The organism is Erwinia sp. GW821-FHT03D09 (assembly GCF_059420805.1).
In genome coordinates, this window is the sequence record NZ_JBWKUK010000009.1 from 93,068 (window position 1) to 109,511 (window position 16,444).

Genomic DNA, 16,444 nt, shown 5'->3' on the forward strand with positions numbered 1-16,444 from the left:
TCTTCAGCTCCGTAATTCAGCCACTTCGTCATCGGTCAGATAACGAACAGGGCGATCGCCCAGGGTAAATATCAGTCGGGCAGTCTCTTCCAGTTCTTCGGTATTGTCCGCCGCCTCACGCAGCGTTTTCCCCACCACCACCGGTCCGTGATTCGCCAGCAGGAATGCACGGTAGTGTGGCGCCAGCTTCGCCAGCTCCTCGCCGAGACGAGGATCGCCCGGACGATAATAAGGAACAACCGGCACATCGCCAACGCGCATCACAACATACGGCGTGAAAGGTCGAATGCAGTTCTTGCTGTCCAGCCCTTCAAGACAGGAAAGTGCGGTCAGATACAGGCAGTGCAGATGCACGATAGCACCGCACTCCGGGTTGTTCTGATAGATCGCACGGTGGAAGCTGATCTCTTTCGAAGGTTTATCGCCGTCGATCCACTCTCCTTCAGGGGTGACCTTCGACAGTCGTTCCGCCACCAGTTCGCCAAGACAGGAGCCCGTCGGCGTCGCCAGCAGCGTACCGTCCTCCAGGCGCATCGATAAATTCCCTGCCGAACCGGTGGCATATCCGCGCTGGAAAAACGAGGTACCCAGCCGGACCATTTCTTCACGTGCCTCTTGTTCAGTCATAGTGCGAACTCCGTTTGCGAACGGGCAAAAAAGTTTTCATCACCGAAATTACCGGATTTCAGCGCAAGGGACACCGGCTGCGTGACCGATCTGACCCACGGAACTCCGGGGGAAATCACCGGGCCGATATGGAAGGCATCAATGTTCAGCGTCTGCGCCACCACGCCCGAGGTTTCGCCTCCGGCAACGATAAAGCGCTGCCAGCCGCGCTGTTGCAGTTCACGCACCACGCTGGCAAACAGCTGCTCAACGGCCTCGCTGCTCTGCTGCGCACCGTACTGCTGCTGAATACGCTGCAGCGTTTCCGGTTCAGAGGTGGCAAACAGCATCGGTGCCAACGACTCATTAGCATGCTGATCCACCCAGTCGCACAGCTCGTGTGCATAGGCTTCGCGCTGCTGCAGCGCGCGTTCCACATCAACCGCCTGCGAAGAGGCCTGCTGACGGTAGCGGGCCACCTGCCGGTTAGTCATCGTCGAGCAGGAACCGGAGATGACCACCGCCCGTCCGCCCTGCGGTTTACCTGCGGCCTGCGCCTGTTCGCGATCCCAGCCGCTGCTCGCCCACTGCCGCGCCAGGCCAATTGCCAGCCCGGAACCGCCGGTCACCAGTTTCATCTCACGCAGCGCTTCCCCCTGAGTCAGCAGATGCTGCTCGTTAAGCGCATCCAGCACCACATAGCGCACACCCTCTGCCGCCAGCGCAGCCAGTTCAGTTCGCACCGCCTCAGCACCGCAATCCAGCATCTGGCTGGCGATCAATCCAGCCTTACCCGCTGCCTGCGCTTCCATCAGCCGCAGCAGGTTACTGTCGGTCATCGGCGTGACCGGATGATGGCGCATACCTGAATCGGACAACAGCTGGTTCATCACGAACAAATGCCCTTGATAGACGGTACGGCCATTCACCGGCAGCGCAGGGGAAATGACCGTCTGCCTTTCACCCAGCACGGCCAGCAATGCATCGGTGACCGGGCCAATATTCCCTTTCGCGGTGCTGTCGAAGGTCGAGCAGTATTTAAAGTAGAACCGCTCGCAGCCCTGCTGTTGCAGCCACGCCAGCGCCGCGAGAGAATCCTCAACGGCTTTTTCTGCCGCGCAGGAACGAGACTTCAGGCTGACCACAATCGCTTCCGCATCCAGCTGGCGGTCGTCCTGCGGCACTCCGTTAACCTGCACCGTTGACATGCCGTTCTGCACCAGAAAACTGGCGATATCGGTGGCACCGGTAAAATCATCTGCAATCACACCCAGGCGCATTATTTCTGCTCCTTTTTTTCCGGCAGCGTAATGCCGCTAAAGATCTTGATCACCGCGCTGTCGTCTTCGCGGCCGTAGCCTGCATTGCTGGCGGAGGTAAACATATTGAACGCCGTCGAAGCCAGCGGCAGCGGAAAGTGCAGTGCTTTCGCCGTATCAGCGACCAGACCGAGATCTTTCACGAAAATATCCACTGCGGATTTCGGCGAGTAGTCACCGTCAACAACGTGCCGCATGCGGTTTTCAAACATCCAGGAATTCCCCGCCGCGTTCGTCACCACGTCATACATGGTATCCAGCGGGATACCCGCACGTGCAGCCAGCGCCATTGCTTCTGCTCCGGCCGCAATATGTACCCCGGCAAGCAGCTGATGGATAATCTTCACCGTCGAGCCAAGACCGATCTCACTGCCAATCCGATACACCTTACCCGCCACAGCATCCAGCACCGGCTGCAGGCGCTCAAAGGCAGCATCGCTGCCGGAAGCCATCACCGTCATCTCGCCCGCCGCGGCTTTCACCGCACCACCGGAAACCGGCGCATCCAGCATGATCAGCTGATACTGCGTCAGCTGCTGTTCAAAACTCTGCGCGTCGGCAGAGGAGATCGTCGAGGAAACCATCACCGCGGTACCTGGCTTCAGACGCGAAGCCAGGCCATTTTCACCAAACAGAATGGCATTAACCTGAGCAGCATTTACCACCAGCAGCAGCACCGCATCCAGCTCGTCGGCGAAATCATCAGCGCGGCTCTCTGCCCCCTGTGCGCCGCTATCGCGTAGAGTTTGCAGTGCCTGTGGATTAAGATCCACGCCCCAGGTCCGCAGGCCTGCCCTGATACAGGATTGCGCCGCGCCCATGCCCATAGAACCGAGGCCAACGACACAAACCGACATTGATGCTGCGTTAGACATACGCCCTCCGTGTTAATTTTGGTGATAATTTGTTTTCTTGTGTGAAGTATAGGCGTTTTAAACCGCAAACTTGGTGATATACATCACAATAATTAACAACGAAGATAACAGGGTTCACATAGATTAACAGAGTAAAAAAGAACGCCAAAAGGAATAAAACCATCATTATTCAGTAAGATAGGTAATTATAATGACTGAAAAGCTGTGACGAAAAAGCATTGGCGTGATAAATTGGTAAAAATTGTGGTGTTGTGTCGCCGAGTCGATGACATTCTTCAACACCGTTCTGCAGGCTGGCTACGCCCCTTTTTCAAGGAGAGTTCATGATTCCCGTTGAACGCCATCAAAAAATTTTATCGCTGGTGCAGGAACGCGGCGTAATCAGTATTGCTGAACTGACCGAACGTCTGGCGGTCTCCCATATGACCATTCGCCGCGATCTGCAAAAGCTGGAAGAACAGGGAGCGGTAATGTTGGTTTCCGGTGGCGTGCGTTCGACCGAGCGATTATCCAGCGAACCTTCGCATCTGGATAAAACCAGTATGTTCAGCCTGGAAAAGCAGGCCATCGGCGCGGCAGCGGCACAGCATATTCCCCGCAACAGCTGCCTCTATCTGGACGCAGGCACCACCACTCTGGCGCTTGCTCGCGAGCTCAGCGTTCGTGATGACCTGCTGATCGTCACTAACGATTTCGCCATTGCCAATTTCCTGATTGATGGTAGCCAGTGCAGAATGATCCACACCGGTGGCACCCTGTGTCGCGACAACCGCTCCAGCGTTGGGGAAGCCGCCGCTCAGGCCCTGCGTGGACTGTCGATTGACATTGCTTTTATTTCTGCATCCTGCTGGGGCACACGCGGAACCTTCACGCCGGATGAAGAAAAAATTGCCGTCAAGCGCGCAGCCAGCGGAGTAAGCCGCAAGCGGGTGCTGCTGGCCGACAGTTCGAAATACAATAAAATTGCCACTTTTCTGGTACTACCGCTCGAAGAGTTTGATGGCATAATCACTGACCCACATCTGCCGGCGTCCGCCAACCGTGAGCTGGCGGCAATGGATATTGATATCACTATTGCGGGTTAAGCGCCCTGCAGCACGGTGTGGTGGCAATAAATGTTCACTACGCCGGATGCTGATCACCTTTACACAACCATTCATTTATTAGCGATTGTCATCACAAACCGTCATTTTGCTCGGAATATCCTCACCAAACGCGGGGCGTTATAGCTAAACTTATGAGGTCATCTTAAGGACTTACTTGTTACCAACTTCACCCTGACCGTTATACCCACTCTGTTCAAGATTAGTAAAGGGAAGGGATTGTCCGGCAAGTATTAAACCGGGTGCTTGAAAGAGGCTGGGTATGCAAGGAGATCCCTATGAGCACAATAAATATCAGCCTGGGCCGTTACAGCCTGACAGCCAAAGATGCGGGAAATCACATCAAAGGTTCGATTGCTATTAATGATGAAGGCGGCACTCAACTCACCTGCCAGGAGTTTAAAGAACACGACCTGGATGATGTAGTCAATAACGTGATTTATCCCGTCACCGGTGGCAACCGGCAAATAACGCAGGCGCTCCGTGACGAAATGATTCAAGCGGGGTTTTATCAACCTCACTAACTCAAGTGTAAACTTTAAACGTCAGTGAAACGGTTTCTGTAACAAAATTTGTTCAGCTATTGCCGTAATCGATTTATAAGATCGATATGAACTAATTGATCTATATAACCAATTATATTTTATACAAAAATTGTGTGACCATGCTCCTGTACCACTCAATGGTAAAGTCGAGAAATAGCTTTATTTGCCCACGTTTCGTGGGCTTTTTTTTATAAAAATTCTACGCTCCTCAGTCACATGCCGGATAGGATAGGATAGGGCCAGTTCTATACTGCGATACACATTGCAGCAACCGGTTATAACTTCCGTCACCTGACGGCTAAACATGGAGCGTAATGATGGACGAAATTCGTATTAACCCCACTAAACTGCATCAGATGGTTAACAGCCTGTGGCTGCATGCTGGCAGCAGCCCGTCTGAAGCAAGAAAAATTGCCGATCATCTCGTTGCTGCCAATCTTGCCGGCCATGATTCCCACGGCGTGGGTATGATCCCCACCTATATGACCTCCCGCGCGTTAGGAAATCTGCAACAGAACCATGAACTGCTGATCGTCAAAGACGCCGGAGCCGTGTTAACGGTTGATGGCCAACAGGGATTCGGCCAGGTGATGGCCGCAGAAGCGATGAAGCTGGCTATAGGCCGTACCCGCGAGCTGGGCATGTGCGCGATCGCCCTGCGTAATTCTCACCATATCGGGCGTATTGGCCACTGGGCAGAAATGTGCGCCAGCGCCGGATTTATCTCGTTCCACTTTGTCAACGTCGTCGGCGATCCGCTCGTCGCTCCTTTTAACGGCAGCGACCGCCGATTTGGCACCAATCCGTTCTGTGCCGTTTTTCCGCGCCCCGGGCAGGCCCCGCTGCTGCTGGACTTCGCCACCAGCGGCATTGCCTACGGCAAAACCCGCGTGGCGTGGAATAAGCGTATAGCGGTTGCCGACGGCAACCTGATTGACAGCCACGGCCAGCCGACCTGCGATCCGGCCGTCATGCATGAAACGCCTTACGGTTCACTGCTGGCATTTGGCCTGCATAAAGGCTATGCACTGGCGGTGATGTGTGAAATTCTCGGCGGCGCACTTTCCGGTGGCAAAACTACCCACCAGGATTCTCTGCAAACCTCATCAGCGGCGATTTTCAACTGTATGACCAGTATCGTATTGGACCCTGCCGCGTTCGATGCACCGGAAATGCAGCAGGAAGCGCAGCGGTTTATTGACTGGGCGAAAGCCTCCCCGCAGGCAGGTGAACAACCAATCAAAGTGCCCGGCGAATGGGAAGAAGAGCAGCGCGCGGAACGTCAGCAGCACGGTATTCCGATTGATACCAACAGCTGGCAGCAGCTGTGTCAGTCAGCGCGTGAAGCCGGTATGCCGGAAACCGAGCTGGCAGATTATCAGCCCTGAGCCATCGGCTAAAGCGGCGGCGCTTATGCGCCCGCCACTGGCCGATCGGCGTGAGAACAGCAACTTAATACCTGCCGCCGTGAAGAACAGCGCAAACACACTTTCAATTCCCCGACGGCATTTCTGATAGCCCCCGCTCATCATCTGAGTAGAAAACAGCAGCGCGTAGCTGCCGAACACGAAAATGCCCAGCAGCGCCCAACACAGCGAGCCACTGATCACACCGGCAGCCAGCATCAGAGCCGGCAGTCACCCCTGGCTCATCGCCACCCCCATAATGGCCATATTACTGGGACCCGGGCTGGCCGTTCCCAGTAAGTAGGCCGCATAAACCGGCAACAGCGCCAGCAGAATATCCATCTCCCCCCCCCTGTAAAATGGCCGACAGTGGCCCTGTGTCGCTGTTATAGCACGGCAGTCGGCGCCGTCGCCAATGTGCATATTCCGTACAGTTCAATTTTGATTCTCGACAATTATTGAACAGATAAACCACGCAAAATTGTATCAAAATATTTCAAATTGCGTAATCTTGTGTATTACATTATTAACATTTTTCGAGCAGATGTTGAAAATAGCAGGATGAGGGAAGGTGCTAAAAATGCAGAAAAATTAACAGTTTCAATTACGCTCTAAAAAATAACACATGGTTTACATATTTCACCAAACCTTTATATTTTCTGTGGTTATTATACCCATACCGTGCCACAACATTATATTTATATCCCTCTTAGCTATAAAAAACCGATAAAATGAACGTCGATATTTATTCGCAGGGAGAAATATCCTTCGCATTTACCCCCGAAAGACAGCGATAAAAAACCCTTACTCATCATAATTATACAGTTCATTCACATACCATCAGCATTTCACTAGCCTGCTTTAACATTTTTCGCCAGCGATTTAACCTCACTGCGAAACACTTCAACGTAATAATGATTGCTGTTATAGCCGCGATCAATATTACTGTTACTACTCCTTCACCTGATTTGGTCTTACGATCAAAGCGTAGTAGATGAGAAACCCGCAATTATCCGTCTTCACTTTTCCATAATGTAGTCTATTTGTTAATTGTGGGTAAAAAAATAAAAGGCAGTATTATGTTAGATCGAGGTAAGCAATGTTCGGATTAGATGCGTATCACCTGGCAAGGATACAGTTTGGCTTTACCGTAACCTTTCACATCCTTTTCCCCGCTATCACCATCGGGCTGGCCAGTTTCCTTGCGGTACTGGAAGGTCTGTGGCTGAGAAGCAAAAACGAGGTTTATCGCGACCTCTATCATTTCTGGTCAAAAATCTTCGCCGTCAACTTCGGTATGGGTGTGGTATCGGGGCTGGTAATGGCCTATCAGTTCGGCACCAACTGGGCGGGATTCTCACAGTTCGCCGGCAGTATCACCGGCCCGCTGCTGACCTATGAAGTCCTGACCGCATTCTTCCTTGAAGCCGGCTTCCTCGGCGTCATGCTGTTTGGCTGGAATCGCGTCAGCCGTGGTCTGCACTTCTTCGCAACCTGCATGGTGGCACTGGGAACTATTATTTCTACCTTCTGGATACTTGCCTCCAACAGCTGGATGCAGACACCACAGGGCTACACGGTGGAAAACGGTATCGTGGTCCCTGCCGACTGGCTGGCGATTATCTTCAACCCCTCTTTCCCGTACCGACTGCTGCATATGTCCGTGGCGGCCTTCCTGGTGACCGCATTCTTCGTCGGTGCCTCAGCGGCCTGGCACCTGTTGCGCAAAAACGATACGCCCGCCATTCGCAAAATGCTGTCTATGGCTTTGTGGATGGCGCTGATCGTGTCGCCGATTCAGGCGATGATCGGCGATGCTCACGGTCTGAATACGCTGAAGCATCAGCCTGCCAAGATCGCAGCGATTGAAGGACACTGGGAAAACCCGCCGGGTGAAGCCACACCGCTGATCCTGTTCGGTATTCCGGACATGAAAGAAGAAAGAACCCGCTACGCGCTGGAGATTCCTTACCTCGGCAGTTTGATTCTGACCCACAGCCTCGACAAACAGGTTCCGGCACTGAAAAGCTTCCCGAAAGAAGATCGTCCTAACTCGCTGGTGGTGTTCTGGTCGTTCCGCGTCATGGTTGGCTTAGGCATGCTGATGATCCTGATGGGGGTCGTCAGCCTGTGGATGCGCCGCGGCCAGCGCCTTTACACCTCACGTCCGTTCCTGTGGTTTGTGCTGCTGATGGGGCCATCCGGGCTGATTGCGCTGGTCGCAGGCTGGATCACTACAGAAATGGGGCGTCAGCCGTGGGTAATTTATGGCCTGCTGCGCACCCGTGATGCCGTTTCGCTGCACAGCACGCTGCAGATGGCGATCTCGCTGATCGCCTTTATCCTGGTTTATATCTCAGTGTTCGGTATCGGCTACACCTATCTGGCTAATCTGATCAAAAAAGGTCCGCAGGCAGGAGAAGGTGACCATACCCCAGAAGGTGGGCCGGGTACCTCACACACCCCTTCACGCCCGCTGTCGGCGGTGCAGGAAAAATTAAATTCATCGGAAGAGGGAAAATAAGATGGGAATCGATCTCTCCATTATCTGGTTTACCATCATTGTCTTCGCCACCCTGATGTACATCATTATGGATGGCTTCGATCTCGGTATCGGCATCCTGTTCCCGTTCAATAAGGATCCGGTTGAGCGCGACATGATGGTGAATACCGTCGCTCCGGTGTGGGACGGCAACGAAACCTGGCTTATCCTCGGTGGTGCCGCACTGTTTGGTGCCTTCCCGCTGGCCTACGCGGTGATCACCACGGCGCTTGCCGCACCGTTAACGATTATGCTGATCGGCCTGATTTTCCGCGGCGTAGCTTTTGAGTTCCGCTTTAAGGCAACCGAAGAGCATCGTCCTTTCTGGGATAAAGCCTTTATCGGCGGCTCGTTTGTTGCCACCTTCAGCCAGGGTGTCGTGCTGGGCGCGGTGATCAACGGTTTCGAAGTTACCAATCGCACCTACAGCGGTCCGGCGCTGGCATGGCTGACGCCGTTTACCCTGTTCTGCGGCGCAGGACTGGTTCTGGCCTATGCACTGCTGGGTAGCACCTGGCTGATTATGAAAACCGAACATGAGCTGCATCGTAAAATGACCGCGCTGACTAAGCCGCTGTTGCTGGCGCTGCTGGCGGTGATTGCCATCGTCAGCATCTGGACACCACTGCTGCACGAGAACATTATGCATCGCTGGTTCAGCCTGCCTAACCTGTACTGGTTCCTGCCGGTCCCGGTGCTGGTGCTGGCCACTGCGTGGGGTCTGCTCCGCGCACTGAAGTGCCATGCGCACTACACGCCGTTCCTGCTAACGCTCGCGCTGGTGTTTCTTGGCTTTACCGGCCTCGGCATCAGTATCTGGCCAAACATCATCCCACCGTCTATCACCATTTGGGATGCGGCTTCGCCACCTCAGAGCCAGGGCTTTATGCTGGTTGGCGGTCTGCTGATTATTCCGGTAATTCTGGTTTATACCTTCTGGAGCTATTATGTCTTCCGCGGGAAAATTAAGCCGGACGAAGGTTATCACTGATATTTAACATTCAGGGTGGATCGGGCGATCCACCTTTTTTACATTCAGTTAAACGTAAGTTCATATTTTCATAGAAATTCCGACGCTCTTCTGCCATCAGTGGGCTACGCTTATTATCCCACATGAGGAAATCATGCCATCAAAGGAGGCAGTATGAGTCTGTTTGATAAAGCGAACGATAAAGCGGAAGAAGCTCTCGGCAAAGGCCAGGAAGAGTTTGGCAAAGCCGTCGATTCTCCTGAGCATGAATTTAAGGGGAAAGTCCGTCAGCAGGCGGCGAAGGCATCCTGTGTGCCATAGATGATGCTCTGGACTGTGTGAAAACCAAAACCAAAGACTCTCCGTTGGTCTCACTGGTTATTGCAGCCGGAGTGGGCTTCCTGGCGGCTAAAATATTTGGCCAAAGATAATCGATTCGCGATAAAAAACGCCCGCGAACGGGCGTTTTTTCAGGCTTCAGCATGATGCTGCATCACCCACACTTCATGACAGGTCATAATAGCTAATAGTAATGATAACCCACTTCCTGAGAAATAGAGCCAGCGGGTAAAGGCTACATCACCGGTCATTGATAAAAGTTCGAGAAAATTTTCCAGCATTTCACGCGGGATAATATTGATTTGAATAAATGTAATCAATAAAAAGAATATCAAATAAGATAAGACAAAAGAAAACACACACCATATAGCAAACAACAGTTTTCTCATGGACTCTCTCCCTGACCAATACTTATCAAAAAACTCCCTTCAGTTGCATTGAGGACATCTTACCTTAACCTTCTATCAGGTGAAAATCAGTTGATGCTGTCTGCCCTAAATATCATAAAAACGTCCTTAAAACGCATTTTTGAGAGAAACCGTCATCGGGTGGTATGGTGTAATGGCAACGGAAAAAAAAGGGACTACACCACTGAGGGTATCGATAAAGAGGGGTCACATATGGAAAGGCTATCATCCTCAAAAATTTGGCGCCATGCCATGTTCTCCAGTGCTGCCGCACTGACGATGCTACTTTTCAGTAACGCGGTTTGTGCAAAGCACATAACGCTGAAAATTATACCCGAACAGCAAACATCATCTGTTTATCCAAACATTAATAACGCTAAATCTCTACCCAAAAACTTATCCCCCATACCTGAGTATCAGGATCGCAGGCCGCAGCCGTTAATGCACGGTGAAGGATTTAACTACGATCTTTATTATAACTATCATTTAACACCTCACGTTATTCTTCATCCTAACTTACAACAAACAACTAAACCTGGAGCTGTCGAAGACAACTCACATCTGTTTGTTGGCGGCCTGGGGGCTGAGATTAAGTTTTAAGTTTTATCCGCCGGTTTATTACCGCCCTGAACTGGCGGACTTCTCTCGACTATTACCTGCCGTAGAAACAAACAGTAACCATGCTAATTATTTCCATACAATAAATTCACTTCGCTAAGCATTCTCCGCACAAAAATATAATCCCTGCCACTTGTTCACATGTTGTCATACGACAGTTGCAAAACATTTATTGCGGCAGTTAAGACAACAGCATTTTATCTCTAAGTACCCGGCGGTTAACCGTTAATGGAATTCGGTGAAGCAGGACCGTGGGGTGATAATAAAAAAGGTCATTATTATGCAAAGAAAAGCAAATACAGTTCGGAGAATGAAAAAACTCGCGCTGGTGTGCAGCAGTGCTCTGGTGATGTTTTCTACGGTCTCCCGGGCCGATATGGCACCGTTAAGCGTTGATTCATCCTATATGTTCGGTGACTGGGGCGGTCTGCGATCGCAGTTAAAAGAGGACGGCGTGGATTTCCAGGTGAACTACACCATGGAATCCGCCAGCAATCTGGCCGGCGGCTATAAAACCTCAACAACCGCACGTTACACCGATCAGTGGGCATTCGGCACCAGCCTGGATTTAGAGAAGCTGCTTAACTGGGAGGATACCCAGTTCCAGTTCACCGTTACCAGCCGTAACGGCCACGATCTGACTGAACATATTAACGATCCCCGCACCGGCGGTCTGTCATCGGTAGAAGAGGTTTACGGTCGTGGTCAAACCTGGCGCCTGACTCAATTCTGGATGAATAAAGGCTTCTTCAATCGTCTTATCGAAGTGAAAGCCGGTCGCGTCACCGTCGGTGAAGATTTTGATTCCTTCCAGAGCAATTTCGAAAACCTGGCGTTTGGCAGCGGGCAGCCGGGGAACTGGCGCGGCGACCGCTGGTTTAACTGGCCGGTTTCCCAGTGGGGCGGCCGCGTGAAGCTTAACTTTACGCCAGAAGTTTTCCTGCAGGTCGGTTTCTACAATCAGACTGCCAGCAACTACGATACCGGGAACGGCTTCCGCCTGGATACCAGTCCGACGCTCGGCAATATGGTACCGGTCGAACTGGGATGGAAGCCGGTGTTCGGACCTGAAAAACTGCCGGGCAACTACCGTATGGGCGTGTACTACTCATCGGTCAACGGCGATAAGTACTCCAGCTATCGCAACGGCAGCTATAACGATGATGCCCACGCCTACGGCGGCTATCTGTTGCTGCAACAGCAGCTGACGGCGATGGACGGTGATAATCAGCGCGGGTTGAGCATGACGGTACAGGGCGTGATGAACGATCGACGCACCTCTAAAACAGATAACTATCAGGCGATGACCTTTGTCTGGAAAGGACCGTTCGCCGCCCGTTCACAGGATGAAATTGGCGTGGGTGCAGCACGCATTCACGTCAACAGCAACTACGGGCGCATGCAGCACCGGATCAATGAAGAAAACGGGGAAAGTAACTACCACAGCCCGACCTATCTGCCCATCCAGCACGGTTCGGAATATAACTACGAGATCTACTATAACGCGCGCCTGACCAACTGGCTCAGCCTGCGGCCAAACCTGCAGTACGTCGCCTCTCCGGGTGCGGTCAGCGAAGTGAAAAACGCCTTTGTCGGCGGGCTTAGTGCCAACGTTAATTTCTAACAGCGGGATTTAAGGGATGCCCAAAACCACTCTATAGTGAGTTACAGGCGGTAATATTTATCCGCATTAAGCTGTGTATCAGTCACATTCTCAGGCCCCGTTTGGGGCCTGAGAATTGCATATCATCCTGAGTACAGGACAGACCTGCCTCGTCACACGCCGCCAGCCTGAAGGCTTACTGACGGGCAACTCGGCTGCCTGAAGATATTCCAGATACGCCACCGCACCACGTGATAACTTCACGGCTTAAGTTGAACCCGTGCGGTGTAAAAGCGCTGGCAGGCGAGGTAACCGGCCACAATTGTCGAGAGACTGGCCGTTCCCAGCAGCATAAACGTCACCATAATCTGGTATTTGATCGCCTTCACTGGATCGATACCGGCAAAAATCAGCCCGGACATCATCCCCGGCAGGCTGACCAGCCCAACGGTTTTAGCTGCATCCACGGTAGGGATCATTGCCGCGCGAATACTGTCGCGCACAATGCTACCTGAAGCGATTCGCGCACTGGCCCCCAGGCTCAGCATCTCTTCCACCTTCTGCCGGTTATCGGCAAAGCGCTGGTTGAGATTGCTAAAGCACAGTCCCACCGCCACCATCGCATTGCCCGCGATCATGCCGGATATCGGGATCACCTGCATCGGCATAAACTCAATCGCCCGGCTGAGCACCAGAATAGTTAAGGTCAGTGTGGTACCCAGCGTTATCGCCACGAATGAAATCAGGAATCCATTATCAATGGCACGGCTGCGCTTTTTGGCATTCAGCGCCGCATTCACGCAGATAAACAGCACCATCAGCACCGTCAGCCAGCCGTTGTCCAGTTCGAAAATGTACTTCAGCACATAGCCGACAATCACCAGCTGCACGATAGCTCGCGCCACGCTCCAGACGATGTCTTTTTCCAGCCCCAGTTTCTCTTTACGGCTGACCAGCAGAGCAATCAGCACCAGTACCAGCGCCAGGCCCAGCGACTCATTGGTAATATTATGCTGGTTCAAGCTGCCCCCGGTTTTGCGGTGCCGACAGCGTCAGAATACGCTGCGCGTTATCGGTTTCATGACGATCGTGGCTGATCCAGATCGCGGCGGTGCCCTGCCCGACCTGTTCATCAATGAGTTGATGTACCGCCTGCTTATTTTCCTCATCCAGCGCGCTGGTGATCTCATCCAACAGCAGAATATCAGGCGGGAACTGGAGATTACGCAGCAGCGCCACGCGCTGTTTTTCCCCACCGGAAAGCTGGTCGATGGTGCGGTCCAGCGCGGCAGCCGGCAGATTCAGCCGCTGCAGGCCGTCGATCATCGACTGCCGCTGCGGCGGGCGCTGGCGGATCTGATACGGCAGCGCCAGATTGTCGAACACCGTGCTGCCGAACAGCACCGGCGTCTGGAAAACATAAGAGACCTGCTGCCGGTAGCGTTCCGGTTTCAACGTCGCCAGCGGCTGGCCATTGAAGATCACCTCACCCGATGAGGGCTCCAGCAGCGAAGCGATAATTTTCAGTAACGTGCTCTTCCCTGCCCCGGACGGACCCGTCAGCCAGAGAAACTCCCCTTTGCCCAGCGAAAAGGACAGCGGTGCCAGCAGGAGTTTATCCTGCAGCGCAAAGCTGACCTCCCGAACCTCCAGAAGGCGATTTTTATCCATCATTTTAAATAACCTGCTAATTAAGAAATCCTATAACCCGGCAATCATAACGCCTTTAACCGGTTAACGGTCTTTTTTGTCCGGCCAGAGGATCAGCATCAGCCCGGTGAGGATCAGCCCCCCACCCGCCAGCTTGCCCCAGAAAAACGACTCATTGAGCGAAGGGATAAGCAGCGCGATCCCCCAGACCAGCAGATAGCTGAGGCTGAGCAGCGGATAAGCGCGGCTCAGCGGTATACGCTTCAGCGCCAGCAGCCAGCACAGCATGGAAAACGCATAGGCGAACAAACCGGCCAACAGCGCCAGCGCGGGGGGGGAAAAGGTGACAATAGCGCCAGCGAAGTCCAGCGGCCGATCGATGGCCGGCAGCTGGATCATCGCCCATTTCATCAACAGCTGCGCCGCGCTGACCAGCAGCACACTGCCCAGAGCACATAGCCAGCCCATCAGGTATATCCGCCCATCACCGCCACACCGCCCACGATCAGCAAAATGCCGCAACCGTGGCGGAGCGACAGCCGCTCATGCCACAGCCAGCGGGCGGCCAGCGCGACCAGGACAAAATTCAGGCTGAGCATGGGATAGGCCACACCAACCGCAACTTCCTGTAGAACCCGCAGCCAGGCAAGCATAGCCAGCCCCAGCAGCAGCACGCTCAGGCCAAACCACAGCAGAAGATGCCGACGTGGCCGTGCGTTGCCGTCGATGGCTGTTGCCTGCTTCTGGCACAGCTGCCCGGCACAGCTCAGCAGGCTTACCAACACAATCAGCAGAATATTCATGGCTGCTGGTGATAGTAGTAAAGGACCATACGCTGCTGACGATACACCTCGTCCGGCGCGGGCAGTCCAGGGTCAACGTCGCGAGCGCTGTCGGTCAGTTTCAGCACCAGCGATACATTGCCGAGCCGGCGGTGAGCGGCCAGCCAGTCGGCAAACCGGTCACTCGCCACCAGCCGGTCACGGCTGTCGGGATAACTTAACCCCCAGGTCAGTTCACCCGACTGTTCGTACATGTCCACGTCGCGGCGCTTCAGCTGCCACGCCACCGCCGAAGCCATACCGCTGTTGTTAGACAAAATAAAACGACTGTCCTCCAGCTGCTTTTGCGTTGACTGAATAAATTCCTGCGGCTGTTTGGAATTGACCACTTTATCCGGGATGACCAATGCCAGCGCCAGCGCAATGCCGAGCGGGCACAGCGCGGCGAACGGCCAGTTTCTGCCGCGCCCGGTATACGTGACGGCCCCCATCAGCGCCCAGAATAAAAACGCCATACCGCCCAGCGCCACCTTAAAGCCCTCGGACGGCTGGAACACCGGACGGTGAGAAAGACCCCACGGCGAAAGCACCAGCCATACCGCGAGCGCAGCCAGTGTGCCGAACGCCAGGTTCACCAGCGCATTGGCGCGTAACGCCCGGCCTCCTGCCTTCGCCGACTGCACGGCATAGTCGGCCAGCAAAATTGCCAGCGGTGCAAAGCAGGGCAGGATATAGGTCGGCAGCTTTCCTTTGGCAATGCTGAAAAACAGCAGCGGCATCACCACCCAGCTCAGCAGATACAGGCCGCCGCTGCTGGTATTTCGCACCCGGCCCGCACGCAGCAATGCCCCCGGCAGCAGCCCTAACCATGGCAGTGAACCCGCAATCAACACCGGCAGGTAGTACCAGAACGGCGCACTGTGCTGCGCATCTTTCTCGGCAAAACGCTGAATATGCTCCACCCAGAAAAAGTATGACCAGAAATCCGGCTGCTGGCGGGCAATGGCAATTCCCCAGGGAAGGGAGATTAACACCGCCGCCACCACCGCCAGCGGTCCGAAGATCAGCACTTCGCGGAAGCGACGCTGCCAGATGGCCCAGGGCACAATCGCTACCACCGGCACCGCCAGTGCCAGAAAGCCCTTGGTCATAAATCCCATGCCGCAGGCCAGCCCCAGCAGGAGCCACGCGATAATCGCCTGCCGCCGCGTGGCCGCCTGAACCGCCAGCCAGTAGCAGCACATCGCCGCCACCAGCCACAGGGTAATCATCGGATCGAGCACCGCATAGGTACCGATGCCGTAAACCAGCAGGCTGGTCAGGAAAACGATCGTCGCCAGCCACGCGGTACGACGCTGCTGAATAATCTGCATTGCCAGCCACCAGACCAGCATGGCGCTCAGGGTAATCGAGAAAACGGAACCAAATCGCACAGAGAAGTTATTGCCGCCAAACAGCAACTGGCTGAGGTTGTTAATCCAATAGCCCGCCACCGGCTTTTCAAAATAGCGCAGGCCGAGAAAATGTGGGGAAATCCAGTTACCGCTGGCCAACATTTCGCGGCTGATTTCCGCATAGCGAACCTCATCCGGCTGCCACAGGGCACGGTATTCAAGCGGGATCAGATAGTACAGGGCATACATCAGGATCAGGGAGAGGGTAATGCGCCAGCTCTTCAT

General features: G+C 53.8%; 17 protein-coding genes and 1 pseudogene. 8 read left to right on the plus strand and 10 right to left on the minus strand.

The window, feature by feature from the left end:
• Window positions 1-3 precede the first annotated feature (3 nt).
• The 3 genes from otnC to ltnD are packed head-to-tail and all read right to left on the minus strand — an operon-like array spanning window position 4 to window position 2,800.
• On the minus strand, window positions 4-627 hold the full coding sequence (gene otnC, locus AC07U6_RS10800) for a 3-oxo-tetronate 4-phosphate decarboxylase (protein WP_494761964.1): 624 nt from the start codon (window positions 625-627) through the stop codon (window positions 4-6).
• Window positions 624-1,886 carry a 3-oxo-tetronate kinase gene (gene otnK, locus AC07U6_RS10805; RefSeq protein ID WP_494761963.1) on the minus strand — a complete coding sequence of 421 codons (1,263 nt, stop codon included), beginning with the start codon at window positions 1,884-1,886 and terminating at the stop codon, window positions 624-626. The genes otnC and otnK overlap by 4 nt, the downstream gene beginning before the upstream one ends.
• A complete protein-coding gene (ltnD, locus tag AC07U6_RS10810) occupies window positions 1,886-2,800 on the minus strand; it encodes an L-threonate dehydrogenase (protein WP_494761962.1) in 915 nt (304 codons plus the stop codon). The genes otnK and ltnD overlap by 1 nt, the downstream gene beginning before the upstream one ends.
• A gap of 323 nt (window positions 2,801-3,123) precedes the next feature.
• Between ltnD and ygbI the strand changes: the two genes are divergently transcribed.
• The 3 genes from ygbI to AC07U6_RS10825 all read left to right on the plus strand — a co-directional run bounded on the left by ygbI (window position 3,124) and on the right by AC07U6_RS10825 (window position 5,836).
• Window positions 3,124-3,885: a DNA-binding transcriptional repressor YgbI gene (ygbI, locus tag AC07U6_RS10815; protein ID WP_494761961.1), complete on the plus strand. Its 762-nt coding sequence runs from the start codon at window positions 3,124-3,126 to the stop codon at window positions 3,883-3,885.
• 296 nt (window positions 3,886-4,181) lie between these two features.
• Complete coding sequence (locus AC07U6_RS10820) at window positions 4,182-4,427, plus strand: hypothetical protein (protein WP_494761960.1); 246 nt, start codon at window positions 4,182-4,184, stop codon at window positions 4,425-4,427.
• Between the two features lie 335 nt (window positions 4,428-4,762).
• Window positions 4,763-5,836 carry a malate/lactate/ureidoglycolate dehydrogenase gene (locus tag AC07U6_RS10825; protein WP_494761959.1) on the plus strand — a complete coding sequence of 358 codons (1,074 nt, stop codon included), beginning with the start codon at window positions 4,763-4,765 and terminating at the stop codon, window positions 5,834-5,836.
• Here AC07U6_RS10825 and AC07U6_RS10830 read toward each other — a convergent pair.
• Window positions 5,783-6,073, minus strand: coding sequence for a hypothetical protein (locus AC07U6_RS10830; protein ID WP_494761958.1), 291 nt, complete (start codon window positions 6,071-6,073; stop codon window positions 5,783-5,785). The genes AC07U6_RS10825 and AC07U6_RS10830 overlap by 54 nt on opposite strands.
• A gap of 880 nt (window positions 6,074-6,953) precedes the next feature.
• Between AC07U6_RS10830 and AC07U6_RS10835 the strand changes: the two genes are divergently transcribed.
• From AC07U6_RS10835 to AC07U6_RS10845, 3 genes and pseudogenes are all read left to right on the plus strand, one after another.
• Complete coding sequence (locus AC07U6_RS10835) at window positions 6,954-8,378, plus strand: cytochrome ubiquinol oxidase subunit I (RefSeq protein WP_494761957.1); 1,425 nt, start codon at window positions 6,954-6,956, stop codon at window positions 8,376-8,378.
• Window position 8,379: 1 nt separating this feature from the next.
• Window positions 8,380-9,387 (plus strand): cytochrome d ubiquinol oxidase subunit II, encoded by a 1,008-nt coding sequence (gene cydB / locus AC07U6_RS10840; RefSeq protein ID WP_494761956.1) that lies wholly within the window; start codon window positions 8,380-8,382, stop codon window positions 9,385-9,387.
• Window positions 9,388-9,540: 153 nt separating this feature from the next.
• Window positions 9,541-9,797: pseudogene (locus tag AC07U6_RS10845) on the plus strand (CsbD family protein).
• 39 nt (window positions 9,798-9,836) lie between these two features.
• Here AC07U6_RS10845 and AC07U6_RS10850 read toward each other — a convergent pair.
• Window positions 9,837-10,094: a hypothetical protein gene (locus tag AC07U6_RS10850; protein ID WP_494761955.1), complete on the minus strand. Its 258-nt coding sequence runs from the start codon at window positions 10,092-10,094 to the stop codon at window positions 9,837-9,839.
• 90 nt (window positions 10,095-10,184) lie between these two features.
• On the opposite strand from AC07U6_RS10850, the gene AC07U6_RS10855 reads away from it, so the two are divergent.
• Both AC07U6_RS10855 and AC07U6_RS10860 read left to right on the plus strand, forming a co-directional pair.
• Window positions 10,185-10,712 (plus strand): hypothetical protein, encoded by a 528-nt coding sequence (locus AC07U6_RS10855; RefSeq protein ID WP_494761954.1) that lies wholly within the window; start codon window positions 10,185-10,187, stop codon window positions 10,710-10,712.
• A gap of 328 nt (window positions 10,713-11,040) precedes the next feature.
• Window positions 11,041-12,354, plus strand: coding sequence for a carbohydrate porin (locus tag AC07U6_RS10860; protein ID WP_494761953.1), 1,314 nt, complete (start codon window positions 11,041-11,043; stop codon window positions 12,352-12,354).
• A gap of 239 nt (window positions 12,355-12,593) precedes the next feature.
• Here the strand turns inward: AC07U6_RS10860 and fetB are convergent, their stop codons facing one another.
• Genes fetB through arnT form a run of 5 tightly spaced genes read right to left on the minus strand, consistent with a single transcriptional unit; the run spans window position 12,594 to window position 16,444 of the window.
• Window positions 12,594-13,355 carry an iron efflux ABC transporter permease subunit FetB gene (gene fetB / locus AC07U6_RS10865; protein ID WP_494761952.1) on the minus strand — a complete coding sequence of 254 codons (762 nt, stop codon included), beginning with the start codon at window positions 13,353-13,355 and terminating at the stop codon, window positions 12,594-12,596.
• Window positions 13,342-14,007, minus strand: coding sequence for an iron efflux ABC transporter ATP-binding subunit FetA (gene fetA, locus AC07U6_RS10870; protein ID WP_494761951.1), 666 nt, complete (start codon window positions 14,005-14,007; stop codon window positions 13,342-13,344). Before fetA ends, fetB begins: the two co-directional genes overlap by 14 nt.
• A 60-nt stretch (window positions 14,008-14,067) precedes the next feature.
• A complete protein-coding gene (gene arnF / locus AC07U6_RS10875) occupies window positions 14,068-14,451 on the minus strand; it encodes a 4-amino-4-deoxy-L-arabinose-phosphoundecaprenol flippase subunit ArnF (protein ID WP_494761950.1) in 384 nt (127 codons plus the stop codon).
• The gene (gene arnE / locus AC07U6_RS10880; RefSeq protein WP_494761949.1) at window positions 14,451-14,786 is read right to left on the minus strand and encodes a 4-amino-4-deoxy-L-arabinose-phosphoundecaprenol flippase subunit ArnE; all 336 of its coding nucleotides are present in this window, start codon (window positions 14,784-14,786) and stop codon (window positions 14,451-14,453) included. Before arnE ends, arnF begins: the two co-directional genes overlap by 1 nt.
• On the minus strand, window positions 14,783-16,444 hold the full coding sequence (gene arnT, locus AC07U6_RS10885; protein WP_494761948.1) for a lipid IV(A) 4-amino-4-deoxy-L-arabinosyltransferase: 1,662 nt from the start codon (window positions 16,442-16,444) through the stop codon (window positions 14,783-14,785). Before arnT ends, arnE begins: the two co-directional genes overlap by 4 nt.

Bases quoted from the DNA above. Each gene is read 5' to 3' on its own strand.
- otnC (WP_494761964.1), bottom strand. From the start codon at position 627: ATGACTGAACAAGAGGCACGTGAAGAAATGGTCCGGCTGGGTACCTCG.
- otnK (WP_494761963.1), bottom strand. From the start codon at position 1,886: ATGCGCCTGGGTGTGATTGCAGATGATTTTACCGGTGCCACCGATATC.
- ltnD (WP_494761962.1), bottom strand. From the start codon at position 2,800: ATGTCTAACGCAGCATCAATGTCGGTTTGTGTCGTTGGCCTCGGTTCT.
- ygbI (WP_494761961.1), top strand. From the start codon at position 3,124: ATGATTCCCGTTGAACGCCATCAAAAAATTTTATCGCTGGTGCAGGAA.
- AC07U6_RS10820 (WP_494761960.1), top strand. From the start codon at position 4,182: ATGAGCACAATAAATATCAGCCTGGGCCGTTACAGCCTGACAGCCAAA.
- AC07U6_RS10825 (WP_494761959.1), top strand. From the start codon at position 4,763: ATGATGGACGAAATTCGTATTAACCCCACTAAACTGCATCAGATGGTT.
- AC07U6_RS10830 (WP_494761958.1), bottom strand. From the start codon at position 6,073: ATGCTGGCTGCCGGTGTGATCAGTGGCTCGCTGTGTTGGGCGCTGCTG.
- AC07U6_RS10835 (WP_494761957.1), top strand. From the start codon at position 6,954: ATGTTCGGATTAGATGCGTATCACCTGGCAAGGATACAGTTTGGCTTT.
- cydB (WP_494761956.1), top strand. From the start codon at position 8,380: ATGGGAATCGATCTCTCCATTATCTGGTTTACCATCATTGTCTTCGCC.
- AC07U6_RS10850 (WP_494761955.1), bottom strand. From the start codon at position 10,094: ATGAGAAAACTGTTGTTTGCTATATGGTGTGTGTTTTCTTTTGTCTTA.
- AC07U6_RS10860 (WP_494761953.1), top strand. From the start codon at position 11,041: ATGAAAAAACTCGCGCTGGTGTGCAGCAGTGCTCTGGTGATGTTTTCT.
- fetA (WP_494761951.1), bottom strand. From the start codon at position 14,007: ATGATGGATAAAAATCGCCTTCTGGAGGTTCGGGAGGTCAGCTTTGCG.
- arnF (WP_494761950.1), bottom strand. From the start codon at position 14,451: ATGGGCTGGCTATGTGCTCTGGGCAGTGTGCTGCTGGTCAGCGCGGCG.
- arnE (WP_494761949.1), bottom strand. From the start codon at position 14,786: ATGAATATTCTGCTGATTGTGTTGGTAAGCCTGCTGAGCTGTGCCGGG.
- arnT (WP_494761948.1), bottom strand. From the start codon at position 16,444: ATGAAGAGCTGGCGCATTACCCTCTCCCTGATCCTGATGTATGCCCTG.